The following is a 25,313-nucleotide window of genomic DNA, read 5'->3' on the forward strand; positions in this document are numbered from 1 at the left end:
GTAAAAAACCCCTCGTAACTGAAAAAAGCACTGGCCGAGTCTTTTTACTTGAAATATCGTATACGAAATACAATTAACGAACCGGAGGCAACAATGAGCAAGCGCATTAACTGGAGTGGCGTCTTCCCCGCGGTGACCACTCAATTCAACGACGACTTTTCCATCAACCTGGAAAAAACCCACCAGGTGATTTCCAACGTGATCCGTGACGGCGTGTCGGGTCTGGTGGTGTGCGGTTCGGTGGGGGAAAACACCTCCCTGACCGCCGAAGAAAAAATCGCCGTGACCGAAGTCGCGGTCGACGCTTCCCGTGGTCGCGTGCCGGTGATTTGCGGTGTGGCTGAATTCACCAGCATTCAAGCGGCCAAGGTGGCCAACGCGGTGCGCCGGGTTGGCGTTGACGGGGTCATGCTGATGCCGGCGCTGGTCTACGGCTCCAAGCCGTTCGAAACCGCCGAGCACTACCGCTACGTGGCAAAAAACGCCGACGTACCGCTGATGGTTTACAACAACCCGCCGATCTACAAAAACGACGTCACCCCGGACATCCTGATTTCCCTGGCCGACTGCGACAACGTGGTGTGCTTCAAGGATTCTTCCGGCGACACCCGCCGTTTCATCGACGTGCGCAATGAAGTGGGCGACCGTTTTGTGCTGTTCGCCGGCCTTGATGACGTGGTGCTGGAAAGCATCGCCGTGGGGGCCGAAGGCTGGGTCTCGGGCATGTCCAACGTGTTCCCGAAAGAAGGCGAAACCATCTTCCGCCTGGCCAAGGCCGGTCGCTTCGCCGAAGCCATGCCGATCTACGAATGGCTGATGCCGATCCTGCACCTCGACGCCCGTGCCGATCTGGTGCAGTGCATCAAGCTGTGCGAAGCCATCGCCGGTCGCGGCAGCGCCCTGACCCGTCCACCACGCCTGGCCCTGCCGGAAGCCGATCGGGTTTTCGTCGAGCAGATCATGGCCAAGGCCCTGGCCAACCGTCCGGAATTGCCGGACGTCGGTCTCTGAGTGATTGCCGGGCGGGTCCTTGAGGACCCGGCCCGGCTGCCTGTCTCTGCGCCTCTACAGGAAACGTCCGCATGCCCACTCCTCACAGCATCTCTCGCGCAACTACGCCCTCGGGACTCAAGCGTGTCGTGGCTGCCGCCATGGCCGGTACTGTCGCCGAATGGTATGAATTCTTTCTCTACGGCACTGCCTCGGCACTGGTCTTCGGCCAGCTGTTCTTCCGTCAAACCGACAGCCCGATCGATGGCATTCTCGCGGCCTTCGCCTTATATGCGGTCGGCTTCCTCGCCCGCCCATTGGGTGGCCTGGTGTTCGGTCACTACGGTGACAAGTTCGGCCGCAAACGCTTGCTGCAACTGAGCCTGGTGGTGGTCGGTATCACCACGTTCCTGATGGGTTGCCTGCCTGGTTTCGATCAGATCGGCTACGCCGCGCCTGTGTTGTTGGTGCTGCTGCGGCTGATCCAGGGTTTCGCCTTCGGTGGTGAATGGGGCGGTGCGATTCTGCTGGTGTCCGAACACTGCCCGGACAATCGCCGAGGCTTCTGGGCCAGCTGGCCGCAAGCCGGTGTCCCAGCCGGTAACCTGGTGGCGACCGTCGCGTTGCTGTTGTTGTCGTCGAACCTGTCGGAGGAACAATTCCTCGCGTGGGGCTGGCGTGTAGCGTTCTGGTTCTCGGCGGTGGTGGTGCTGATCGGCTACTGGATTCGCACCAGCGTCGATGACGCGCCGATCTTCAAGGAAGCCCAGGCCCGTCAGGCGCAAAACAAGCAACAGCAATTGGGCGTGGTCGAAGTGCTGCGTCATCACTGGCGAGCAGTGCTGGTCGGCATCGGCGCGCGGTTTGCCGAGAACATTCTTTACTACACCGTTGTAACCTTCTCGATTACCTACCTGAAATTGGTGGTGCACAAGGACACTTCAGAGATTCTGTTTCTGATGTTCGGCGCGCACCTGCTGCATTTTTTCATGATCCCGCTGATGGGTTATCTGTCCGACCTGGTCGGACGCAAACCGGTGTACCTGACAGGTGCGATCCTCACCGCGTTCTGGGGCTTCATCGGCTTCCCGATGATGGACACCGGCAACAATTGGCTGATCATCGGGGCAATCACCCTGGGCCTGGCGATAGAGTCGATGACCTATGCGCCCTACTCGGCGCTGATGGCCGAAATGTTCCCGACCCACGTGCGCTACACCGCGTTGTCCCTGTGCTACCAGGTGGCACCGATCTTCGCCGGCTCGTTGGCGCCGCTGATTGCCCTCACCCTGCTCAACAAGTACCACAGCTCGACACCCATCGCCTGGTACCTGGTCGGCGCCGCGCTGATCTCCATCGTCGCCGTCGGCCTGACCCGGGAAACCCGAGGTAAGTCGCTGCACCTGGTGGATAGCGAATCTGCGGCGCGGATCGCAGCCCTGGACACCGCCGAACCCGCCATCCCTCGCAGGGGTGATTCGCTGGCTTGAGCCTGGCGATCAATTGTGGCGAGGGGACTTGTCCCCGTTGGGTCGCGAAGCGGCCCCAAAACCAGTGATCGGCTGCGTCAGGCACTCCCCATTCGTTGAATTTGCGACCGCTACGCGGTCGAACGGGGCGATGCGGCGTCCCGATAAGCCCCCTCGCCACAGTTTTGTGTCCGGCGCGCCTTTGCCTTTGCCCCTTTTCGACAGGAGTTTTTCATGCCCCACATCATCGGCCACAACTACATCGGCGGTGCGCGCAGTGCCGCTGGCAACATCACCGTGCAAAGCCATGACGCCAGCACCGGTGAAGCGCTGCCCTACTCGTTCACACAAGCCACCGTTGAAGAAGTCGACGCCGCCGCCCAGGCCGCAGCTGCCGCCTACCCAACCTTCCGCAACTTGCCGGCGAGCCGGCGCGCAGAGTTTCTCGAGGCCATCGCCGCGCAACTGGATGCGCTGGACGATGAGTTCGTTGCCCTGGTCACCCGCGAGACGGCGCTGCCAACCGGGCGTATTCAAGGTGAGCGCGGGCGCACCAGCGGCCAGATGCGCCTGTTCGCTCAGGTCCTGCGCCGTGGCGATTTCTACGGTGCGCGCATCGATCGCGCTTTGCCCGAGCGTCTACCGCTGCCTCGAGTGGATCTGCGTCAGTACCGCATCGGCGTGGGCCCGGTCGCGGTGTTCGGTGCGAGCAATTTCCCGCTGGCGTTCTCCACCGCCGGTGGCGACACCGCTGCCGCCCTGGCCGCCGGTTGCCCGGTGGTGTTCAAGGCCCACAGCGGGCATATGGCGACTGCCGAACTGGTGGCCGATGCAGTCCTCCGCGCCGCCGAGCACACCGGCATGCCCAAGGGTGTGTTCAACATGATCTACGGCGCGGGTGTCGGCGAAGCGCTGGTCAAGCATCCGGCGATCCAGGCGGTGGGTTTTACCGGTTCGCTCAAGGGCGGTCGCGCCCTCTGCGACATGGCCGCCGCACGGCCTCAACCGATTCCGGTGTTCGCCGAAATGAGCAGCATCAATCCGGTGCTGGTGTTGCCCGAAGCCCTGAAACTGCGCAGGGATAAAATCGCCAGTGAGCTCGCCGCGTCAGTGGTGCTGGGCTGTGGCCAGTTCTGCACCAACCCCGGATTGGTGATCGGCATTCGCTCCCCCGAGTTCAGCGCATTTATTCAATCGCTCAGCGCGGTAATGGCCGACCAGCCGGGGCAAACCATGCTCAACACCGGCACGCTAACCAGCTACGCCAAGGGCGTGCAGGCGCTGCACGCGCATCCGCACATCAGCCACTTGGCCGGCCGCGAACAACAGGGCAAGCAGGCCCAGCCGCAGCTGTTCAAGGCCGACGTCAGCCTGCTGCTCAAAGGCGATCCTCTGTTACAGGAAGAAGTGTTCGGCCCGACTACCGTGTTGGTGGAAGTGGCCGACAAGGCCGAACTGCAACGGGCGTTGCAGAGTTTGCACGGTCAACTCACGGCCACCCTGATTGCCGAAGCCGGTGACCTGCAAACCCATGACGAGCTACTGCCGCTGCTTGAACAGAAAGTCGGCCGGGTACTGTTCAACGGCTACCCGACCGGCGTCGAAGTCTGCGATGCGATGGTGCATGGCGGGCCCTACCCGGCCACCTCCGATGCCCGTGGCACCTCGGTCGGCAGCCTGGCCATCGAGCGTTTCCTGCGTCCGGTGTGCTACCAGAATTGCCCGGATGCGCTCTTGCCCGACGCGCTGAAAAACGCCAATCCGCTGGGTATTGCCCGTCTGGTCGATGGCAATAGTCACCGCGAACCGGTTTAAAAAAGACTCAATTGAGCAGCGAAATCCTGTGGGAGCGAGCCTGCTCGCGATGAGGGATTAACATTCAACACATGTGCTGAATGTCAGACCGCTATCGCGAGCAGGCTCACTCCCACAGAGGGATTGGTTGCCCTCCGTTTCTTCAATCCAGCAGGGCTTTCAAGTCGTTGTACAAGGCTTCAGGAATCTGCACGCCCTCCACCAGGCTGCGCGCTCGCGCCTCGTAACGCCGTTGCGACGGCAAGCGGGCGCCCTGCCCTTGTATGCTCTGGAACATCACTTCGGCACGGGCCAGGTGCTGCTCGGTGGCCTCGCCGAGAAAGCGTCGCGGATCGAGGGCAATGATCAGCTCGCCGTGGTACGGCGACGACTTGCTGCCCGCGTCGTACGCCAGTGATTCGGCACTGGTCAGGTCACCAATCAACGGCCCGGCGATCAACTCCACCATGGCGGCCAGCGCCGAGCCCTTGTGCCCGCCGAACGTCAGCATCGCGCCGGCATCGAGTACCACGTTCGCATCGGTACTCGGCTGCCCGTCTGCATCGACGCCCCAGCCTTCGGGAATCGCTTTGCCGGCACGTCGATGCAACTCGATCTCGCCACGGGCAATCGCACTGGTGGCGAAGTCGAACACAAATGGATCCTTGCCCGAACGCGGCCAGCCAAACGCAATGGGATTGGTGCCGAACACTGGCTGACGGCCCCCCGCCGGCGCGACCCAGGCATGGCTGGGATTACACGCCAGCGCCACCAGGCCGGCAGCGGTCAGCTGCTCGATCTCGACCCACAGGGCGGAAAAATGCACACAGCGATTGATCGCTAAAGCCGCAATCCCGTTTGCCCGGCTTTTCTCCTCCAGCAATGGCAGCCCCGCCTGAAACGCCAACTGGGAGAAACCTCCCGCCGCATCGACCCGCACGATCGAAGGTGCCTGGTCGATCACCCGTGGCTCGGCATCGGCCACCACCTTGCCGGCCCTGAGCGAATTCACACACCCCAGTACCCGATACAAACCGTGGGAGGCGCAGCCATCGCGCTCGCCGGCAATCACCGTGGCGGCCACCGCCTGAGCGTGGGCAAGGTTGAAACCGTTGTGCAGCAAGATCGATTCGGCCAGCTCGCGAGCTTCGGCCAGGGACAGTCGTTTCATCATCAACTCCTTGGACAGACCGTCCAGACTGGCCCATTCCAGACGCCACGGCTTGATCGCTTTAGGCCCGGTCGACGACGAATTCGGCATATCCCGCCAACAAGCCATTCGTCGGCTGGACCGCGCACCACCCCTTGACATCGATTGAGCTCTGCGCGAGTATTATTTCCATCGCATACGATACAAACGTATACGACAGACAAATCACATCTATTGAAACGTTGAGGATTCACTCCATGAGCAAGATCGAAAAAGTACTGGTTACCGGCAAGACCCACACCACGTTCAGCGACGCGACCCGTGCCCACGGCAAGCTCGACATCGAGCTGTCGTCGCCAGGTGACGCAAAACCGGCCCACGTGTTCGCAGCCACCCAAGCGCACCCGACCGCCGAGCAACTGTTCGCCGGTGCATGGTCGGCCTGCTACATCTCCGCCATCGAACACATAGCCAAGGCGAAAAAAGTGGTGCTGCCGGCCGATGCATCTGTCGACATCGAGATTGATCTGGGCCAGACCGGTCAGGCTTATTTCCTCCAGGCTCGATTCTTTGTCCGCTTGCCGGGCGTGGCACACGACGTCGCCACCGCGCTGGCGCACGCCGCCCACGAACTCTGCCCGTACTCGAAAGCGACGCTGGGCAACATCGACGTGGCGCTGAACGTCCTGACGGCGTGAAGATCGCTTTAATTTATTAAACATATCGCATGCGATATAAGCGCATACGAAAACAGTAAACACTCAGGAAATCATCATGAGCAAGATCGAAAAAGTACTGGCCACCGGCAAAACCCACACCACCGTCAGCAGCGCTGGCACTACCTCGCGCGGCCATGACGGCAGCCTCGACATCACCCTGTCAACGCCCGGCATCGCCAAGCCCGCCCACGTGTTCGCCGCTACCCAGGCGCACCCGACTGCCGAGCAACTGTTCGCCGGTGCCTGGTCGGCCTGCTACACCGCCGCCGTCGGGCTGGTGGCCGGTGAGATGAACGTGGTGCTGCCGTCGGATCTGTCCGTCGACATCGAAGTCGATCTGGGTCAGACCGGTCCGGCTTATTTCCTTCAGGCTCGATTGACTCTGCGCGTGCCGGGTTTGTCCCACGAGATCGCGACGACACTGGCGCACACCGCCGATCAAATCTGCCCGTACTCGAAAGCGACGCGGGGTAACATTGACGTGGCCCTGAACGTCCTCACGGCTTGACGCACCGCGCGGCGTTGCTATCGATCAGCATTGTCGATATGCCACATATGACGTATGCGCTTTAAGCGCATACGAATTACAAACCCAACAAAACGTTGAGGACTCAACCATGAACAAGATCGAAAAAGTCCTGGCCACAGGCAAAACCCACACGACATTCAGCGACGGCGCCAACTCTTCCCGCGGCCTCGCCATCGAGCTCTCGTCGCCGGGAAACCCTCGGCTGGCACACGAGTTTGCAGCCATTGTGCCGCACCCAACGGCAGAGCAGTTTTTCGCCGGCGCATGGTCGGCCTGCTACACCGCTGCCGTCGAGCTGGCGGCGAAAAATATGCAGGTGACGCTGCCGCCCAATCTGGCCATTGATATTGAGGTCGATCTGGGCCAGACCGGTCCGGCCTACTTCCTCCAGGCCCGGCTGACTCTTCGCGTGCCAGGCTTGACGCAAGCCGTCGCGACGGAGCTGGCGCACGCTGCAGACCAAATCTGCCCGTACTCGAAGGCAACGCGCGGCAATATCGACGTGGTCATCAACGCCCTGACCGCATGATGCACCGTACGACCGGTTCGACTTTCGCCGTCGAGCCGGTCGCCACCGTCAGTTAGAGTCGTTCCGACACAATCGCATACGAGGTATATTTCAGTTTTTGCGAGCCATCCGTCTTTGGCCAACGAGGAAGCACATGAACCCCACCGACAACGTCGCCCCCGACAACCTGAAGCTCTCCGACTTCCTGTGTTTTGCGGTCTATTCCACCAACCTGGCCTTCGGCAAGGCGTACAAGCCGATACTCGAGCAGCTTGGGCTGACCTATACGCAATACATCACCATCGTCGCGCTGTGGGAGGAAGATCATCAGACCGTCGGCAGCCTTGGCGAGAAGCTGTTTCTGGAATCGAACACGCTGACTCCGATCCTGAAGAAGCTGGAAGCGATGGGCTTTTTGCAAAGGCAGCGCGATCCCGAGGACGAGCGCCAGGTGCGGATCAGCCTGACGAAGAGCGGTCGACAGCTGCGCGAAAGCCAACCGGAAATGGGCCTCGCTGACGCGACGGGCCTGACGCTCGACGAGTTCACGATCCTGCAGAAGGCGATCGTGAAGTTGCGCGGCAATCTGATCAAGTCGACGAAAGCCGGGGAATGAGCCGGCCAGTCGATCTGGACATTTTCACGCGCTAATTAGCGCACCGCCTCATCCCGCACCACCCCGCGCTCCTCCAGCAAGCGCACAAACATGGTCAGACTTTGCGACACCGTCCCCCGGCGCCACACCAGCCAGGTGCGCAAATAGCGGAACGATTCCGATAGCGGCCAGACGCTCACCGTGGTGCATCCGGGCATGCTGTTGAGCATGCTGCGGGGCATCAGCGCCAGGCCTGCACCGGCGCTGACGCACGCCAGCATGCCGTGATAGGACTCCATTTCGAAAATCTTGCCGGGCACCGCCGCGTCCTTGGCGAACCAGCTTTCGAAGTGATGGCGGTAGGAGCAATTGGAGCGGAAGGCGTAGATGTTTTCGCCATTAACATCCCGCGCACGATGGATGGGGGAATGGTTGAGCGGTGCGATCACCACCATTTCTTCCTCAAACGCCGGCACGCCTTCCAGTGCCGGGTGCAGCACCGGTCCATCGACAAACGCTGCCGCCAGTCGGCCCGACAACACCCCGTCGATCATCGTGCCCGAAGGCCCGGTGGACAGGTCCAGCTCAACCTTGGCGTGCTTCTGGTTATACGCGGCCAGCAGCTCAGGGATTCGCACCGCAGCGGTACTCTCCAGTGATCCCAACGGAAACGAACCCTGCGGTTCTTCGCCCGCCACGGTGGCGCGGGCTTCCTGGACCAGGTCGAGAATGCGCCGGGCATAGTCAAGGAAACTCCAGCCGGCCGGCGACAAGCGCAAGCGGCTTTTCTCGCGGATAAACAGGTCCACGCCCAGATCCAGCTCCAGCTGCTTGATCCGCGTCGTCAGGTTGGAAGGCACCCGATGAATGTGCTGAGCCGCCGCGCTGATGCTGCCGTGTTCGGCGACGGCTTTGAAAATTTCCAGCTGAACCAGATCCAAGTCATTCTCCAAACGTGAACGATATGCTCAGTATTATTCAGTTTCCAGAAAACAAACGCCACCGTAACCTGAGCGCATCCCCACCTCGCAGGACAGTGCCATGACTCAAGTTTCCAGCCTCACCCATGCCATTTCGATCAACCCCGCCACCGGCGAGCAGATCGGCCACTACCCTTTCGAGTCCGCATCGGCACTGGACGATGCCCTGTCCCGCGCCGCTGCCGGGTTCCGCGCCTGGCGCAGCAAACCGGTTGATCAACGCTCGCAGTTGTTGATCGCCCTGGCGAAGGCATTGCGCGACAACGCCGCCGCGATGGCCAACATGATCACCCTGGAAATGGGCAAGCCGATCACTCAGGCGCGCGGCGAAATCGAAAAGTGCGCGCAACTCTGCGAGTGGTACGCCGAACACGGCCCGGCGATGTTGAGCGCTGAACCGACGCTGGTTGAAGGTGGAAAAGCGCGCATTGAGTACCGCCCGCTCGGCCCGATTCTCGCGGTGATGCCGTGGAACTTCCCGATCTGGCAGGTTCTGCGCGGCGCGGTTCCAGCGTTGATCGCCGGCAACACCTACGTGCTCAAACATGCGCCCAACGTGATGGGCAGCGCTTATCTGTTGCGAGAGGCCTTCAAGCAAGCCGACTTCCCCGAAGGTGTCTTCGAGGTGATCAATGTCACGCCGGACGGCGTCTCCATCGCGATCACCGATCCACGCATCGCGGCAGTCACCCTCACCGGCAGCGTGCGAGCCGGCATTGCCATCGGCGCTCAAGCCGGTGCGGCGTTGAAGAAATGCGTGCTGGAACTGGGCGGCTCCGATCCGTTCATCGTCCTTAACGATGCCGACCTCGACGAAGCGGTCAAAGCCGCCGTGATTGGCCGTTATCAGAACACCGGGCAAGTTTGCGCAGCGGCCAAACGCTTGATCGTCGAGCAAGGCATCGTCGAGGAATTCACACGTAAGTTCGTCGAAGCCACGCAAAAACTGGTAGTCGGTGATCCACTGGCCTCCGACACCTACATCGGCCCGATGGCCCGCTTTGATCTGCGTGATGAACTGGATCAACAGGTGCGCGACACCCTGGAAGAAGGCGCGACGCTGTTAATGGGCGGCAAGAAGGCTGAAGGCCCCGGCAACTTTTACGAGCCCACAGTGTTCGGTGATGTCACCGACCAGATGACCTCGTTCAAACAGGAACTGTTTGGCCCGGTGGCCTCGATCATCACCGCACGCGATGCGGCCCATGCTCTGGCACTGGCGAATGACAGCGAATTCGGCCTCGCTTCCACCATTTACACACGCAACGTCGAGCTTGCCGAGCAGATGGCCGATGAACTGGAAACCGGTGGCGTGTTTATCAATGGCTATTGCGCCTCCGACCCACGCGTCACCTTTGGCGGCGTGAAGAAAAGCGGGTTTGGCCGTGAGCTCTCGCATTTCGGTGTGCGCGAATTCTGCAATGCCCAGACGGTGTGGCTGGATCGGCGCTGATTGCATAACGATGCCCGGGAGCCTTATGACTCCCGGGCTCACGCGCTATTCGTTCAGGTAATACAGCTTGTTCACAATCATCCAGCGGTAATTGATGTTCAGCAGCGACAGATAATCGGTAAATCGCATACCGAGATAATCATCAACGACTTTTACCGCGGCGGCATCGCCCGTGACATCGAGGCTGAGTACTTCCCAAAACGGTTTGACCTCTTTGGCTGCCGGCCCCTCAGCCTTGATCGCGCTGATAAATTCCTCCAGGGATGCCCATTCAAGCTTTTCCTCAAAGTGGCCAATGATGCGGCAAGACGGATGAAAGGCCTGTCGCAGCAAGGCTTCATCAGCGAACACCATGCCTTCTACATAATTGCGGACCACCACGTTGATGTGTTCTTTAGCCAGCAGTTGAGTCGTCATGTCATACCTCCAGCGTTCCCGTCCTCGCACCGCCGGATCAGGTTGTTCGATCATCCATCCCACCTTGAAAGTCTAGCACCGCGCGCTTAACCGTCCCGGACGGCGACTATGATGATGGGGGTCACTTGCCTTTCGAGGAGCTGAGAGATGTCGCTGACTCTTTATTACCATCCGCTGTCGTCGTTCTGCCACAAAGTGCTCATCGCGCTCTATGAAAACGCTGTCGACTTCGAAAAGCGGATCATCGATCTCGCCAACGATGCAGACCGAGCAGAGCTGCAAGCGCTGTGGCCGTTCGGCAAGTTCCCGGTCATCCGCGACCATGCTCGCCAACGCAACGTGGCGGAGACCACGATCATCATCGAATACCTGGACCGATTTTATCCGGGTGAACATCCACTCGTTCCCGACGATTGGGACACCGCGCTGGAAGTCCGTCTATGGGACCGAATCTGCGACCACTACCTACAAACGCCGCTGCAACAGATCGTGCTCGATCGCCTGCGCGACGCTCACGGAGATTTGACCAGAGAACGTTCCACACTGCGGACAACGTACGGCATGCTCGACCACCAGATGGCGTCGAGAATCTGGCTCGCCAGTGCAGATTTCAGCCTGGCCGATTGCGCCGCGGCCCCGGCCCTGTTCTATGCCAGCACGCTCGAGCCGTTCCCCGACGACTATGGCCACTTGAAAGCCTATTTCGACAGACTGATGAACAGGCCGTCCGTCCAGCGGGTCATCGACGAAGCCAGGCCCTGGTTTTCGTTTTATCCATTTGAAGAGGCCATCCCGGCGCGATTTCGCCAGCCGCCGGACAACACCTGACCGGCCTCGAAAGTTCGCCTACCCCACCACGTCAATCAACTGCTCGCGCTGCGCCCCCGTCAGCATCGGACCAAAACCGGCACCGGCATTTTCCGCCATGTAACGCGGGTTGCTGGTGCCGGGGATCACGCAGGTCACCGCCGAATGCGTCAGCAGGAACTTGAGCGCCAGTTGCGCCCAACTGTTGACCCCCACTTGTGCGGCCCAACCCGGTAGCGGCTTGCCCTTCAAGCGGGCGAGCAAATCACCGCCGCCGAAGGGCCGATTGCAGATCACCGCCACGCCCCGCTCGCGACACAGCGGCAGGATGCGTTTCTCGACGCCACGATCGTCCAGGGCATAGTTGATCTGCAAAAAGTCCAACGGCTCGGCCTTGAGCACCGCTTCCACCTCGTCATACGCCGACGCCGTGTAATGGGTGATGCCGATGTAACGGATGCGCCCCTCTTCCTTCCATTTGCGCAGTGTGGGCAAATGGGTTTTCCAGTCCAGCAGGTTGTGAATCTGCATCAGGTCGATCCGGTCGGTCTGCAGCAGCTTGAAAGACTGTTCCATCTGCGCGATGCCTTCTTCGCGACCACGGGTCCACACCTTGGTGGCCAGAAACGCCGGCGAGCGCGGCTCATGAATCGACAGCAGCTCACCGGTCGTCTGTTCGGCGCGGCCGTACATGGGCGAACTGTCGATCACCTTCCCGCCCTTCTCGAACAACGCACGCAGCACCGCAGGCAGTTGCTTGTAGGCCGGACTTGAAGGCTCGACATCAAAACCGCGATACGTGCCCAGCCCAACGATCGGCAAGCGTTCGGCGCTGGATGGAATGGCCCGGGTCAGCATGTTCTTGCCTCCTGTTTCGGTCGACGGCGTGGATGCTGCAAAAGCCGGATCGAAGGTGAAAACCGCCGAAGCACCGGCAGCCAGCGTGAGTATTTTTCGACGCGTGTAGCCATCAGTGTGGCTCATGAAATTGCCCTTCTACATTTTTGCTGTCAGCCACGGTCCACTGCACTTCTCACGTCGCACGCACGAGGCTGGCCACATCAGCATAGCTACCGGCGACTGCGCCGCTTTTTCCGACGGCAGGACGTTGAGCCATTTCACAGCGACGGGCACGGGTGCCCCTCCCGGTGCGTCGCGCGATCGGTCTACTACACTCTGACAGCGATCAAGCGATAGCCGTCTTCAGGCCAGAGCCGCCAATGCCGCCCACTAAAGTTAGCCGAATGCCACGCATCCTGGTGTCAACCGTCGTCATCATCGCCGTCGTGTATCTGGCGCTCTGCGCTGCGCTGTTCGTGTTCCAGCGCGCCCTCATCTACTTCCCGCAACCCCGCGCCGTCGGCACCTCGGCAACGCTGCTCACGTTATCGGTCGACGACGCGCAGGTGCTGGTGTCTGTCAGGCCTCACGAGGGGCCGAACGCGTTGATCTATTTCGGTGGAAATGCCGAAGATGTCTCCCGGAGCCTGCCTTCGTTTTCCGCAGCCTTTGCCGATCACGCCGTCTACTTGCTGCACTACAGAGGCTACGGTGGCAGTTCCGGATCGCCCTCCGAGGAGATGATTTCGCGCGACGCCCTGACCTTGTTTGACCTGGTCTACGCCACCCATCCACACATTACGGTGGTCGGTCGCAGCCTGGGCTCGGGCGTCGCCGTGCGCCTCGCCAGCCAACGCCCGGCGGCGCGTCTGGTGCTGATCACGCCCTACAACAGTGTTGAAGAACTCGCCGCCCGGCAGTTCCCCATTTTCCCGGTGAAGTGGTTGCTCAAGGACACCTTTGAATCCTGGAAATACGCCGCCCACATCACGGTGCCGACGCTGTTGATCGCGGCGGAGCACGACGAAGTGATACCGCGTTCCAGCACCGAGCGGCTCTTCACGCATTTCGCCAAGGGGGTGGCGTCGCTGAAGGTCATACCGGGTACGGGGCACAACTCGATATCCGAGAGCCCCGAATACCTCAAGGTGTTGGGCGGTGGTTTGTAAATGGCGGCGACTAGCGCAGCGACCGGAACGCGGTGCGAAGCTCCTCGGTAAACAGCTGCGGCTGTTCCCAGGCCGCGAAGTGGCCGCCCTTGTCGGCCTGGTGGAAGTAGATCAGGTTGCTATAAGCGCGCCGGGCCCACGACTCCGGCGGGCAGTAAACATCCTCCGGAAACACAGTGACGGCCACCGGCAGCGAAATCTCGGTGGTCTTCTGTGCGGCCGAAGAAAGCGGGCTTCGCCCCATGTTCTCCCAGTAGAGCCTGGCTGCCGAGGCGGCGCTATTGGTCAGCCAGTAGAGGGTGATGTCGTCCAGCACTTCATCCTTGGTCGGCAACTGTTGCGGGTCGGCGCCGTATGTCCACCGGGCAAAGCCTGGATGCACGAGCATGAGCGCGGCGAGGAAGGCCGGTGAATCCGTCGCGCCGTAACCGATCATCTGCGGCCGCGCGGCCATCATCGCGCTGTACGCCAGGTTCCCCTGTTTGACGAGCGTGGCGACGGCGTCGTAGGTCGCGCGTTCCTTGTCGGAAAATCCCGCCGGTGCCGGTCCGCCGACAGCGAGCGCCGCGCTCGCTTCCGCCGGTATCGTGGCGGGCAGGTTAAGGTGAATGCCGCGCAACCCGGTCGGCGCCTGGCGCGCCATCGCGCTGGTAATGGGCGCGCCCCAGTCGCCACCCTGGGCGACGTAGTGGGTGTACTCGAGGCGCTGCATCAGCTGCGCCCAGACCCGCGCGATGTGGTCCGGGTCCCAACCGATACCACTCGGTTTGCCAGAGAAGCCGTAGCCAGGAATGGACGGAATCACCACATCGAAGGCATCTGCCGCACTGCCCCCGTGCGCGGTCGGGTCGGTGAGCGGACCGACGACCTTGATGAACTCGAACACCGAGCCTGGCCAACCGTGGGTCATGATCATCGGCAAAGCGTTCGGGTGCGGGGAGCGCACCCAGATAAAGTGGATCTCGACCCCGTCGAGGGTGGTCACGTACTGCGCCAGATTATTGAGCTGCGCCTCGGCCTTGCGCCAGTCGTAGTCCGTGCCCCAGTAGCGAACCAGTTCCTGCAGCTGTGCCAGCTGTGCGCCCTGTGATCGATCGGAAACCGTCTCTTTGTCCGGCCAGCGGGTCGCCGCGATACGGTTGCGCAGATCGGTGAGGTCCTTGTCCGCAACATTGACGTGGAAGGGTTGAATGGCCTGGGGATCGGCGGCGGGAGCGGCGCTGGCGAGGGCCGAGACGCAAAGCACGAGGATAGCGATAGCAACCGCGAATAGGGGCTTCATCTTCATTACCTCAGTTGAGGGTCACGATAAGTGATGAGTTTGCGCTTATCGGTCACCGAAGACGCTTTACCAGCCGGTCAGAGAACGCATTGGGTAATGCCATATCGCAAGGGCGAAAGCTTCGCCACGCGTCAGGGCGCTTGCGTAATCTGCGGCGGACTGGACCTTTCAATATAGATGGCGTTGGGCGACTTCGGGCTATGAATAGGCACCAATCACCCACTTCACTTTTTCCAGCGCCTCCCGCAGTGCGCCCATCTCTGCCGACCCCAGCGCCAAGCGAATCGCATGCGGTACATGGGCAGAAGTCGCAAAAGGCTCAGCGGTTGAAATCGCGACTTTTTCACGCAGCAGCGCCGCGGCGATCTGGTCGGCCCTCGCATCTTCAGACAGAGGCAGCCAAAGAAAATAGGACGACGGGTGGCGAATGCACGGAAGGCCCGCCAGCACTTCTGCGGCGATGGCTTGCCTGGCCTGCGCATCCTGGCGTTTTTCAGCTTCCAGTTGCATGACGGTGCCATCGTCGAGCCACGTGCTCGCAATCGCCGTCAGCACACCCGGAGTATTCCAGGTGGTTGCCCTGATCGTGCGCTCCAGCGCGGGGACTTTTTCGGCCGGGGCGGCGACGAAACCTACGCGCAGTCCGGTGGCCACACTCTTGGAGAGTCCTGAAACGTAAACGGTCCGCTCGGGTGCGAGTTGCGCTATCGGTGCCGGCGGGTTCTCGGCAAGGAACGCATAGGCGGCGTCCTCGATGATCAGCAAGTCATGCTTGCGCGCAATCGTCACCAGCGAGTCGCGCTGATCGGCACTCATCACCCATCCCAGTGGATTGTGCAGCGTCGGCATCGAGTACACCGCCCGCACGCGGCGACTCCGGCACAGACGGTCCAACGCCTCCAGATCAGGCCCCTGTTCGGTCACGGGAATGGGCACGATTTCAAGGTGCAAGGCTTCGGCCAGCACGATGAACCCTGAATAGGTCAGCGCATCCGCAGCAATCACATCACCGGGTTGCAGCAGCGCCATCATCGTCACGGCCAGTCCATGCTGAGCGCCACTGACTATCAGCACTTGCTCGGCCTCCACCGTCAGCCCTCGGGCGAGTAAATGACGCGCCACCGAGGCGCGCTCATGCAGGCGCCCGGCGTGTGGCTGGTAGCGCAACAGGGATTCCAGATCACCGCCCGAGGCGAGTTGGCGCAGGGCATTTCGCAAGAGTTCTGCCTGCCCTGGGAGCGAGGGATAGTTGAAGTTGAGGTCGGTCATTCCCACGGCAACGTTTTTCTGGTCAATGCCCAAGCCCGGCGGCAAAGACGTCTCCCGCACGAACGTGCCTCGCCCCGTCTCGCCGCTGACCAGGCCCATGGCTTCGAGCTCTGCATAGACCCGGCTGGCGGTCACCAGCGCCAGCCCTTCTGTCGCCGCGAGTTGGCGATGCGTCGGCAAGCGCGTGCCTGGCAACAATCGGCCTGACCGGATGTCAGCCGCCAAAGCATCCACTAATGACTTGTACCGTGAGCGAGGCATGTCGAGATGTATCCATGACAATTTTTTGATTGTAGTGATCATCGACCATACGATGGATCTCTGCAAATTCAGAGAGCCCTCACATGGAACGGACCCTGCAAAACCCAACGACGGAAAAGACCGCGAGCGGATGGCTCAACGGGTTCATCGGCGTGCTGATTTTCAGCGGCTCGCTGCCGGCCACACGGTTGGCCGTGCTGGAATTCGATCCGGTGTTCCTGACCGTCGCCCGAGCGGCGATTGCCGGGCTCCTGGCGCTTTGCATGCTCGTGCTGTTTAAAGAAAAGCGGCCCGCCAAGCATCAGCTTATGCCTTTGGCGATCGTGGCAATGGGCGTTGTAGTAGGGTTTCCGCTGCTGACGGCGCTGGCGCTGCAGTACGTGACGTCGGCGCATTCCATCGTCTTCGTTGGCTTGTTGCCACTCGCCACTGCGGTGTTCGGCGTGTTGCGCGGCGGGGAGCGTCCACGGCCGGTGTTCTGGTGCTTCTCGGTGCTGGGCAGCGCGTTGGTCGTCGGGTTTGCCGTCTCCCAAGGACTGACCGCTTCGCCGACCGGCGACATCCTCATGCTGCTGGCCATCCTCGCCTGCGGGCTGGGTTATGCCGAAGGTGCGAAGCTTTCAAGAACCCTCGGAGGCTGGCAGGTGATCTCTTGGGCATTGGTCCTGTCGCTGCCCGTCATGGTCCCGCTGACCTGGTTCATGGCCCCGGCTTCGTTCTCGGGAGTCACCCCAGCCGCGTGGTTGAGCCTGGCTTACGTGTCGCTCTTCAGCATGTTGATCGGCTTCGTATTCTGGTACCGCGGGCTGGCCCAAGGAGGGATTGCCGCCGTCGGCCAGCTGCAACTGCTGCAGCCGTTTTTTGGGTTGGCGCTGGCGGCCACGCTGCTTCACGAGCACGTCAGCATCGGCATGCTGGGGGTTACCGTCGCGGTGATCCTTTGCGTGGCCGGGGCGCGAAAGTTTTCGAAGTGAGCGAGCGCGACAAGCGTTGCTGCCAGTTTCCGCCATTGGCGCGCTGGCAGGCTTCTTCAGAATCGAACTGCACATGGGCCGATACCGGGCTGACGAAAACGTCCGCTTCGCTTAACGCAACGGCAGTCAACTCAAGCATGCGCTCGCCCTGCCCGCTGGCCAGCGCCTGATCTTTATTGGCCTGCGTATCGAAGACCCAGATAACCCGCAGACTGGAGGGAAACAGGTCGTAATCGACCTCGTGGGTCAGCCAGCAGAACCCGACGATGTCCACTTTGGCCGTCTCACACGCCTCGGTCAGGGTGGCAATCAGGCGACGCTCGATCTGCGCCTGATCGCGTTTGCTTAACGGCATGGGTGAATCCTTGTGACGGGTAAAAAGACGCCATCATACGACACCGCTATGTCCTCGTTGGCGGACGCACTGCGCCCAGCGCAAATATGTCTCTTTCGCCCGTGAACCTTGTGTTGAAGCGCCAGTCATAGCCGAGCCGTGAATTCCACTTGCCCGCTCAGAGCTATTCATCCATGCGCCAAACCCGCCCGTTCGTTCGCGTTGCCTCGCTCTGTTTCATTCCTCTGTTTTCCCTGTTCGCCAACCCCGCCCACGCCGGTGCCGAAAGGCAGTTGGTGGAAGCCATCAACGACTACCGCGCTCATCCCGATCGCTGCCTGGGGCGCGCGGGTCGAGCGTTATCGCCGCTGGCATTGAAGTCGAACCTGGCTTTGCCGATCGGCTATGGCGGCGGTTTGCGCGATCGATTGAAGGCGTCCGGCTATCAGGCGGTGACCGTTCGCACGATTCGCGTGGTCGGGGCTCAGGATGCCGATGAGGCCTTCGACATGCTCCAGAGCGATTACTGTGGGGCGTTGCTCGATACCCAATATGCCGACATTGGCGTCAGTCGCGCCCGGAGTGAATGGCAGGTGGTGCTGGCGCAGCCCGTGCTGGACAGTCGCGTGGGTGATTCGCGAGCCGTCAGCAAAGCGTTGCTGGCACAGGTCAATGCGGCACGCTCCACGCCGCGACTTTGCGGTCGTCAGCGCTTCGCCGCCGCACGGCCATTGGCCTGGAACGCAGCCCTGGGCGCAGCGGCGCAAGGGCACAGCAAGGCGATGGCCTACGGCAACTACTTCGCCCACAAGGACCCCGACGGTGGCATGCCCGCAGACCGGGCCAGAGCCGCAGGTTTCCGTGGTCGGCAGATCGGCGAGAACATCGCTGCCGGCCAGGGCTCACCGAGTAAGGCCATGTCGGGCTGGCTGGCCAGCCCGGGACATTGCGCCAACCTGATGAACCCGATGTTTACCCAGATGGGCGCAGCCTATGCGGCGGACGCGCGCAGTGATGAAGGCGTTTATTGGACGATGTTGTTTGGCGCGCCTTGAGTGATTGAGCGGCGCCTTATTCAGGGCGCCGCACCGCCCTCACCTTCCCACTGCCACCACCGCCGCAGAAAAACTGATCGCCGCCGTCCGATTCAACCCCCGACACCCCGACGCCAGCCGGCAGCTTCACGCTCTCCAGCACCTCGCCGGTGGTCGAATCGATATGGCGTAACTCACTCTCGTCTTCTTCCCAGGTGCCATGCCACAACTGACCGTCAACCCAGGTCACCCCGGTGACAAAGCGGTTGGATTCAAGGGTGCGCAGAATCGCGCCGGTCTCGGGATCGATCTGATGAATCTTGCGATCCCGATACTCGCCGACCCACAGCGTCCCTTCCGCCCACGTCAGCCCTGAGTCACTGCCGCCAGGCGCCGGAATTGTCCCGAGTACACGGCCGGTCTGCGGGTCAATTTTCTGGATGCGATCTTCGGCGATCTGGAACAGGTGCTGGCCGTCGAAGGCGGTGCCGGCATGGGCAGCGACATCGATTGAACGCAGTGTCTTGCCGCTCGCCGGGTCCAGGGCGTTGAGTTTGTCGCCGGTGGCAAACCACACGTGCTGGCCGTCCCAGGTGACGCCGTGCACCTTGTCGACACCGGCAAAGGGTCCATATTCACGAACGATTTTGGCTGCTGACTGTTTCATGTTGGCATTCCTCGTTTCGGGTGGGTGACGTTCATCCTAGTCACCCGGCAGAGGCACCGGGAGTAACAAGGTCGTCGCGAAACCCGGCACCGGCGGGGTCATCCAGCGACGCGCCCGACCACGACCGAACGACTGCACCTTGCCCGCGCGGGCCAGTTCGTCGAGTGCCCGTTGCACCGTGCGCTGGCTGGCGCCAAGGGCCAGTGCCAGGGCCGAGCTCGACCACGACTCACCGTCGACGAGGAAAGCGAACACCGCCCCGTGCTTCTCTTCGACGTGTTGCGCCAGCACCACAACGTCGGAGGCAACCAGCGACACCAGGGCAAACCCGCGTTGGGTAGCCGTCACGCCGGCCAAGGGTTTCAGCGCCGCGCGCAGTCGCCCGACTTCGACTCTCAATCGTGCGCGAAGGGACTCATCGGCGTGCTTCAAACGAAAGGCCCGGGCAATCAGCGTTTCCCTCGACACGTCGGCCGGCCACGCTTCGGCGAGTGCTCGTGCGAGGGCCAACAAGACCGGGCGTGTGGCGAGGGAGACCGACATGCCGGCACCACGCACGGCGTAGCGACAGGCGTCCACGACCAGCGATGTGGACGCGAGCAACGCTTCAACCTCCTCCAGCAACAGAGGCCGTTCTTCGCCATGGGCAATCAAACGCGCGACGGGCGTGTTCAGGACAAGGGCAGCGTTTTCCACCTCGGCCGTCAGCGCAGGAATATCGGCGTCGCGCGCGGCGTGCTCGGCCCTTGTGAGTGCAGACCGCGCCTTGTTCGTCTCGAGCCGTCGCATCGCGATCCCCGCCACGACCAGTTCGTGGGCGGCGCGCAATGCCGGCGGCAATGGCGCGGGGTCAAGCTCGGCGAGCAGCACGTCAGCCTCTTCGAGATGCCCGATCAGCAGCAAACGCCGAATCTGCAGATACCGCGCATGAGCGGCGTTCACTCGATCGCCGTGCGTCTCAAGCGTCACCCGCGCTGACTCGAGCGCCTTCACCGGCCAGCCCAACTCCCGGGAGGCCAGCGCGATCTCGGCCTCGGCGACCACACAGCGCGCCCGAGCCAAGGCCTCCTTCGGTCCGAAGACCCGCGCCGCCCTCTGCACCAGCGCCTTGGCTCGCACCAGATCGCCGAGTTGCGCCATCGCAATCCCGCGCAACGCCAGCACCGGCGCATCGTCGCGCAACGCGACCCGGTTCAGCGCGCCGAGCGGATCACCCGCTGCCAGCGCCTGCGCTGCGGCCGTGATCAGCGAGTCCATCGCAATCCCGCCACCGTTGTCACTCCCACTGTCGGATGTTCGCTGTTGAGTCTATCTCACGATGCACCATCACGAGGGCGTGACTCTAAAGCCGCAAGTGCCTGCCCCGCCGCTGGGAAATCCTTAAGCGGGTATCGGTTTTTCTTATCGGGTGATTTAAAACGGTTGCTCAGCCTGAGGAACGGCGCGCTTTTGTTTGCACAGCAAAACCACACACTCGCTGACGAAGGCGCCGACCACCGCCAACGCCATGTCTTTCTGTGAATCCCAGGGATCGTTCTGCGCACCGATGAAGGCACGCGAAGTGTCGTCGCCCAGGTAGGCGCCGCCGATCCATTCCACCATTTCGTAAATGGCCGACGTCGACAGAATGATGTTCAACGCCATAAACACCAACCAGAAACCCCGCAACGGCGTCAGGCGCACCAACACTTCTCGAATGGGATAAACCATAAACAGCCCATAACTCAAATGGACCAGCCGATCAAAATGATTGCGCTGCAACCCCAGCGCTTTATCGAGGCTGACCCCGGTCAAGGCTGAACACCATTGGTCGTACGGCACCTTGGCATAGGTGTAGTGGGAACCCAGTTCGTGAATGCACAGGAAAACGAATACCAGGCTGATGGCAACCGCCGACAGGCGAAACCGGCCAGAAACCGCCACCAGTGTGCCCACCAGGAACAGCACCAAGAGGTTTTCCAGTGCCCAATCCACTCGGCTGCGGGGTGAATAACCCGACACCACGACGATCAACACAAACAGCATCAGCAGCGTCAGGTCGTATCGCTGGTGTGCCTTGGGCTGCATGGTTTGAGTTCCTCAGTCGGAGAGTGACGACCGCTCCCGGGGCCTTCTATATTGATCAATTGATCGCGAGTCCGGTTCAGGCACACCGACTAAAGGCAGCCCTCGCAACCTCATCGTCCCACCGAGCGCAGGCCGGCGGTGTTCAGTGGCAACTGATACGCCGCCGTAAAGTCCCGTGATGTAAGCGCTTTCGCCTGCGAGCCGCGTCTATGGGTCCAGATAGACGCGGCCCCGCCCCGTGACGCCAGTAAAAGACTCTGCCTATCACGACCCAATACTCCCCCTATTAGCTGACTTCCCAACTGGGGTCTAACCTTATTCGAGCGTCGGCACCATAAGCCGGCCGGTCAAGAGCTGATAAGGAGATAGGAATGGGTCAGAAACCTGACTAAACCTGCCGTAGGCCACCGTGCAGGCAACTCGATTGCCGCTGTTCAGAATTCCCCTGTGATCAAAACAATCAGTTGATCAAACTGCTGGCCCTGCAGCCTGTGTCATTGGTTTCGCCCGTTGCTGTTTAACGCCCACGTTGGGCCGGATAGCCGGATGAATACGACCAAAGGTAGCTCACACATGGCAAACGAATCGAAATGCCCGTTCATTAGCGCCGCTGGCGGTGGCACGACAAACCGCGACTGGTGGCCGAACCAATTGAATCTGAAAATCCTCCATCAGCACTCGTCCCTGTCCGACCCCATGGACAAGGACTTCAACTACGCAGAAGCCTTCAAAAGCCTGGACTTTGAAGCGGTCAAAAGAGACCTCACTGCGTTGATGACCGATTCCCAGGACTGGTGGCCGGCGGACTTCGGTCACTACGGGCCACTCTTCATTCGCATGGCCTGGCACGCCGCCGGTACGTACCGCACCGGTGACGGTCGTGGTGGCGCCGGTTCCGGCCAGCAACGTTTCGCGCCGCTCAACAGTTGGCCGGACAACGTCAGCCTCGATAAGGCACGTCGGCTGCTCTGGCCGATCAAGCAAAAATATGGCAACAAAATTTCCTGGGCTGATCTGATCGTCCTCACCGGCAACGTCGCCCTGGAGTCCATGGGCTTCAAGACCTTCGGCTTTTCCGGCGGTCGTCCGGACGTTTGGGAACCGGATGAGGACGTCTATTGGGGCTCGGAAAACAAGTGGCTGGGCGGCGACACCCGCTACGGCAAAAAAGACGAGCCCATGCAAGAACCCGGCGAAGGCCCACTTGTAGCTGAGCCAGGGGAAAACGAGGCAAGCCGCACTGAACAGGGGCGCAACCTGGAGAACCCGCTCGCCGCCGTGCAAATGGGCCTGATCTACGTTAACCCGGAAGGCCCGGAAGGCAACCCCGATCCGGTCGCGGCCGGGATAGACATCCGCGAAACCTTCGCGCGCATGGCGATGAATGACGAAGAAACCGTGGCACTGATCGCCGGCGGCCACGCCTTCGGCAAGACCCATGGCGCCGGACCTGCCGACAATGTCGGCGCCGAGCCCGAAGCCGCGGGCCTGGAAATGCAGGGCCTGGGCTGGAAAAGCTCTTTCGGCACTGGCAAAGGGGGCGACACGATCACCAGCGGCCTGGAAGTGACCTGGACCACCACACCCACGAAATGGAGCAACAACTACCTGGAGAACCTGTTCGGCTTCGAGTGGGAACTGAGCAAAAGTCCGGCCGGTGCGAACCAGTGGATACCGAAAAATAACGCCGGCGCCGGCATCATTCCGGATGCTCACGACCCGTCCAAGCGTCGCAATCCGACCATGCTGACCACCGACCTGTCGCTGCGATTCGACCCGATCTATGAGCCGATTTCGCGGCGTTTCCTGGCCAATCCAGACCAGTTGGCCGACGCGTTCGCCCGCGCCTGGTTCAAGCTGATCCACCGCGACATGGGTCCCCTCTCCCGCTACCTCGGCCCGGAAATGCCGAGCGAAGAGCTGCTGTGGCAAGACCCTATTCCAGCGGTCGACCATGCCTTGGTCAACGACAGTGACGTCGCCGCGCTCAAGAGCAAACTCCTGGCCTCGGGCCTGAGCGTCTCGCAGCTTGTATCAACGGCTTGGGCGGCGGCGTCGACTTTCCGCGGCTCCGACAAACGCGGTGGCGCCAACGGTGGGCGTTTGCGTCTGGCCCCGCAAAAGTTCTGGCAGGCCAACCAGCCTGAGCAACTGGCGAATGTGCTGGCGAAACTCGAGGGTATCCAAAGCGAGTTCAACAACAGCGGCAAGAAAATCTCGCTGGCAGACCTGATCGTGCTGGCCGGTAATGCCGGCGTCGAACAGGCGGCGAAAAATGCCGGTCAAACCGTGACGGTGCCTTTCTCACCGGGGCGGATGGATGCCTCCCAAGAGCAGACGGACGTGGAGTCTTTCGGCTTCCTCGAACCCATCGCCGATGGCTTCCGCAACTACCTCAAAGGCAAATACAGCGTCCCGGCCGAGCATCTGTTGATCGACAAGGCGCAACTGCTGACACTCACCGCGCCAGAAATGACCGCGCTCATTGGCGGCATGCGTGTGTTGAACACCAACGTCGGACAAACCAGGCACGGTGTATTCACCCAGCAGCCAGAAGCATTGACCAACGACTTCTTCAAAAACCTGCTGGACATGGGCGTGGAATGGAAACCGGTGTCGGAGGCTAATGAGGAGTTCGAAGGGCGTGATCGCAAAACCGGCGAATTGAAATGGACCGGCACCCGCGTCGATCTCGTGTTCGGCTCGAATGCGCAGTTGCGAGCGTTGGCTGAAGTCTATGCAACCGCTGATGCGCAGGAAAAGTTCGTGAAAGACTTCGTCGCCGCCTGGGCCAAAGTGATGGACCTGGATCGCTTCGACCTCAGGTAACACGAGCGGTATCGCTGAAACTGCAACGCCTCCCACTGTGGAGGCGTTGTTCGTTCAGGCGCGGCGCTGGCGGGAGGATGTCTGATCGCAGAAAGGACTAAGTGGGAGAGATCGTGGCCAGGGCGCCAATCAAAATGGTCAACACCAGAAATCCACCCAGGAAAATCGCCATCTTGCCCATTGGGCCTCCTACATTATGAGTTTGCGGTGCAGCGGTTGCCGCGACTGCGGAGCGTGCCGTTATTGTGAGCCGGTGGCTGTGTGCGTTACAGATGCAGATGACGCGGGAAAATACGGATCAGAACACCGAATCGGCGCTAGATCGCCTTTGAACGTCAATTGCGCCAGGGTCTATTTATGCCGCTGAGCTTTCATAAAATGCACGCCAATGGCGATGACTTCGTCATTGTCGACTCGCGAAACGCGACCAATCCAATGACAAGTACCCTGGCTCGGCGAATGGGTGATCGGCACCGAGGAGTCGGCTTCAATCAACTCGCGGTGGTGCTCGATTGCGAAGGTGCAGATGCGCGTTTGATGTTTTGGAACGCAGATGGCTCCACATTGGAAGTTTGCGGCAGCGCCACGCGGGGCGCCGCGGATGTGCTGATGCGCGAATCAAATACCACTTCAATAGCGCTCCGAACCAACCGTGGTCTACTCACTTGCGAACGAACTTCAACCGGCGCAATTTCCGTCAACATGGGGGAGCCGCTTTTCGGCTGGTCGGATATTCCCCTGGCTCTGGAACTGGACACTGCTGTTTTGCCACTTGCTGGTAGCCCAACAGCTTGCAGCATGGGAAATCCGCACTGCACCTATTTTGTAGATGATCTGACAGCCATCGATATAGCGGCTATCGGCCCGACAATTGAAACAAATCCCCTATTCCCCCTCAGGACGAACGTGCATTTCGTCCAGATCATCAACCGAAAACACATTCGGTTGCGCATTTGGGAGCGCTGGGGTGGCATTCCGCTCGGTTCAGGTTCCTGCTCTTGCGGTGCCGCTGTAAACGGAATTCGTCGTGGCTTGTTAGACCACACCGTTGAGGTTGAATGTGATGGCGGAACTGTGACGGTTCAATGGGATGGCGTGGGACCTGTGTTTCTTATTGGACCGGTAGAGGCCGCTTTTTCGGGGACAATCACGGATAACCTATTACACGTTTTATAG

Annotated in this window: 24 protein-coding genes; 14 read left to right on the top strand and 10 right to left on the bottom strand. The window is 61.0% G+C overall.

The window, feature by feature from the left end; translation table 11 throughout:
* The first annotated feature begins 93 nt into the window (after positions 1-93).
* The 3 genes from IB252_RS17335 (at position 94) to IB252_RS17345 (ending at position 4,274) form a co-directional block, all read left to right on the top strand.
* A complete protein-coding gene (locus tag IB252_RS17335; RefSeq protein ID WP_008157198.1) occupies positions 94-1,011 on the top strand; it encodes a dihydrodipicolinate synthase family protein in 918 nt (305 codons plus the stop codon).
* Positions 1,012-1,082: 71 nt separating this feature from the next.
* Complete coding sequence (gene abaF / locus IB252_RS17340; RefSeq protein WP_192409666.1) at positions 1,083-2,480, top strand: fosfomycin efflux MFS transporter AbaF; 1,398 nt, start codon at positions 1,083-1,085, stop codon at positions 2,478-2,480.
* 213 nt (positions 2,481-2,693) lie between these two features.
* Positions 2,694-4,274, top strand: a complete 1,581-nt coding sequence (locus tag IB252_RS17345; protein WP_192409667.1) for an aldehyde dehydrogenase (NADP(+)) — start codon at positions 2,694-2,696, stop codon at positions 4,272-4,274.
* Between the two features lie 142 nt (positions 4,275-4,416).
* On the opposite strand, the gene IB252_RS17350 is transcribed toward IB252_RS17345, so the two are convergent.
* The gene (locus IB252_RS17350; RefSeq protein ID WP_192409748.1) at positions 4,417-5,424 is read right to left on the bottom strand and encodes an Ldh family oxidoreductase; all 1,008 of its coding nucleotides are present in this window, start codon (positions 5,422-5,424) and stop codon (positions 4,417-4,419) included.
* Positions 5,425-5,660: 236 nt separating this feature from the next.
* On the opposite strand from IB252_RS17350, the gene IB252_RS17355 reads away from it, so the two are divergent.
* The 4 genes from IB252_RS17355 to IB252_RS17370 all read left to right on the top strand — a co-directional run bounded on the left by IB252_RS17355 (position 5,661) and on the right by IB252_RS17370 (position 7,775).
* Positions 5,661-6,101: an Ohr family peroxiredoxin gene (locus IB252_RS17355; protein WP_192409668.1), complete on the top strand. Its 441-nt coding sequence runs from the start codon at positions 5,661-5,663 to the stop codon at positions 6,099-6,101.
* A gap of 76 nt (positions 6,102-6,177) precedes the next feature.
* Entirely contained in the window at positions 6,178-6,630 is a 453-nt protein-coding gene (locus tag IB252_RS17360; RefSeq protein WP_192409669.1) for an Ohr family peroxiredoxin, read from the top strand.
* Between the two features lie 109 nt (positions 6,631-6,739).
* On the top strand, positions 6,740-7,180 hold the full coding sequence (locus IB252_RS17365) for an Ohr family peroxiredoxin (RefSeq protein ID WP_111448669.1): 441 nt from the start codon (positions 6,740-6,742) through the stop codon (positions 7,178-7,180).
* A gap of 133 nt (positions 7,181-7,313) precedes the next feature.
* On the top strand, positions 7,314-7,775 hold the full coding sequence (locus IB252_RS17370; protein WP_192409670.1) for a MarR family winged helix-turn-helix transcriptional regulator: 462 nt from the start codon (positions 7,314-7,316) through the stop codon (positions 7,773-7,775).
* 35 nt (positions 7,776-7,810) lie between these two features.
* On the opposite strand, the gene ptrR is transcribed toward IB252_RS17370, so the two are convergent.
* Positions 7,811-8,695 (bottom strand): putrescine utilization regulator PtrR, encoded by an 885-nt coding sequence (gene ptrR / locus IB252_RS17375; protein ID WP_046046804.1) that lies wholly within the window; start codon positions 8,693-8,695, stop codon positions 7,811-7,813.
* Between the two features lie 100 nt (positions 8,696-8,795).
* On the opposite strand from ptrR, the gene IB252_RS17380 reads away from it, so the two are divergent.
* Positions 8,796-10,187, top strand: coding sequence for an aldehyde dehydrogenase family protein (locus IB252_RS17380; protein WP_192409671.1), 1,392 nt, complete (start codon positions 8,796-8,798; stop codon positions 10,185-10,187).
* A gap of 45 nt (positions 10,188-10,232) precedes the next feature.
* On the opposite strand, the gene IB252_RS17385 is transcribed toward IB252_RS17380, so the two are convergent.
* Positions 10,233-10,604, bottom strand: coding sequence for a nuclear transport factor 2 family protein (locus IB252_RS17385; protein ID WP_192409749.1), 372 nt, complete (start codon positions 10,602-10,604; stop codon positions 10,233-10,235).
* Between the two features lie 147 nt (positions 10,605-10,751).
* Here IB252_RS17385 and IB252_RS17390 point away from each other — a divergent pair, with 147 nt between their 5' ends.
* Positions 10,752-11,432 (top strand): glutathione S-transferase family protein, encoded by a 681-nt coding sequence (locus IB252_RS17390; protein WP_192409672.1) that lies wholly within the window; start codon positions 10,752-10,754, stop codon positions 11,430-11,432.
* Between the two features lie 18 nt (positions 11,433-11,450).
* Here the strand turns inward: IB252_RS17390 and IB252_RS17395 are convergent, their stop codons facing one another.
* The gene (locus IB252_RS17395; RefSeq protein WP_192409673.1) at positions 11,451-12,395 is read right to left on the bottom strand and encodes an aldo/keto reductase; all 945 of its coding nucleotides are present in this window, start codon (positions 12,393-12,395) and stop codon (positions 11,451-11,453) included.
* Positions 12,396-12,631: 236 nt separating this feature from the next.
* On the opposite strand from IB252_RS17395, the gene IB252_RS17400 reads away from it, so the two are divergent.
* Complete coding sequence (locus IB252_RS17400; protein WP_192409674.1) at positions 12,632-13,420, top strand: alpha/beta hydrolase; 789 nt, start codon at positions 12,632-12,634, stop codon at positions 13,418-13,420.
* Positions 13,421-13,430: 10 nt separating this feature from the next.
* Here the strand turns inward: IB252_RS17400 and IB252_RS17405 are convergent, their stop codons facing one another.
* Complete coding sequence (locus IB252_RS17405; RefSeq protein ID WP_192409675.1) at positions 13,431-14,702, bottom strand: epoxide hydrolase family protein; 1,272 nt, start codon at positions 14,700-14,702, stop codon at positions 13,431-13,433.
* Positions 14,703-14,900: 198 nt separating this feature from the next.
* Positions 14,901-16,232: a PLP-dependent aminotransferase family protein gene (locus IB252_RS17410; protein ID WP_192409676.1), complete on the bottom strand. Its 1,332-nt coding sequence runs from the start codon at positions 16,230-16,232 to the stop codon at positions 14,901-14,903.
* An 83-nt stretch (positions 16,233-16,315) separates the two neighbouring features.
* On the opposite strand from IB252_RS17410, the gene IB252_RS17415 reads away from it, so the two are divergent.
* Entirely contained in the window at positions 16,316-17,206 is an 891-nt protein-coding gene (locus IB252_RS17415) for a DMT family transporter (protein ID WP_192409677.1), read from the top strand.
* Here the strand turns inward: IB252_RS17415 and IB252_RS17420 are convergent.
* Positions 17,154-17,561 carry a hypothetical protein gene (locus IB252_RS17420; RefSeq protein WP_192409678.1) on the bottom strand — a complete coding sequence of 136 codons (408 nt, stop codon included), beginning with the start codon at positions 17,559-17,561 and terminating at the stop codon, positions 17,154-17,156. The two genes, IB252_RS17415 and IB252_RS17420, sit on opposite strands and share 53 nt — an antisense overlap.
* A 173-nt stretch (positions 17,562-17,734) precedes the next feature.
* Between IB252_RS17420 and IB252_RS17425 the strand changes: the two genes are divergently transcribed.
* Entirely contained in the window at positions 17,735-18,595 is an 861-nt protein-coding gene (locus tag IB252_RS17425; RefSeq protein ID WP_192409679.1) for a CAP domain-containing protein, read from the top strand.
* A gap of 16 nt (positions 18,596-18,611) precedes the next feature.
* On the opposite strand, the gene IB252_RS17430 is transcribed toward IB252_RS17425, so the two are convergent.
* The 3 genes from IB252_RS17430 to IB252_RS17440 form a co-directional block, all read right to left on the bottom strand.
* Entirely contained in the window at positions 18,612-19,241 is a 630-nt protein-coding gene (locus IB252_RS17430) for a glutaminyl-peptide cyclotransferase (protein WP_192409680.1), read from the bottom strand.
* Positions 19,242-19,277: 36 nt separating this feature from the next.
* Positions 19,278-20,498 carry a helix-turn-helix domain-containing protein gene (locus tag IB252_RS17435; protein ID WP_192409681.1) on the bottom strand — a complete coding sequence of 407 codons (1,221 nt, stop codon included), beginning with the start codon at positions 20,496-20,498 and terminating at the stop codon, positions 19,278-19,280.
* A gap of 156 nt (positions 20,499-20,654) precedes the next feature.
* Positions 20,655-21,308 carry a DUF2238 domain-containing protein gene (locus IB252_RS17440; protein ID WP_192409682.1) on the bottom strand — a complete coding sequence of 218 codons (654 nt, stop codon included), beginning with the start codon at positions 21,306-21,308 and terminating at the stop codon, positions 20,655-20,657.
* Between the two features lie 573 nt (positions 21,309-21,881).
* Here IB252_RS17440 and katG point away from each other — a divergent pair.
* On the top strand, positions 21,882-24,137 hold the full coding sequence (katG, locus tag IB252_RS17445; RefSeq protein WP_192409683.1) for a catalase/peroxidase HPI: 2,256 nt from the start codon (positions 21,882-21,884) through the stop codon (positions 24,135-24,137).
* 357 nt (positions 24,138-24,494) lie between these two features.
* Positions 24,495-25,313 (top strand): diaminopimelate epimerase, encoded by an 819-nt coding sequence (gene dapF, locus IB252_RS17450; RefSeq protein WP_192409684.1) that lies wholly within the window; start codon positions 24,495-24,497, stop codon positions 25,311-25,313.

The sequence above is a fragment of the Pseudomonas sp. PDM10 genome (assembly GCF_014852295.1).
Classification (GTDB): domain Bacteria; phylum Pseudomonadota; class Gammaproteobacteria; order Pseudomonadales; family Pseudomonadaceae; genus Aquipseudomonas.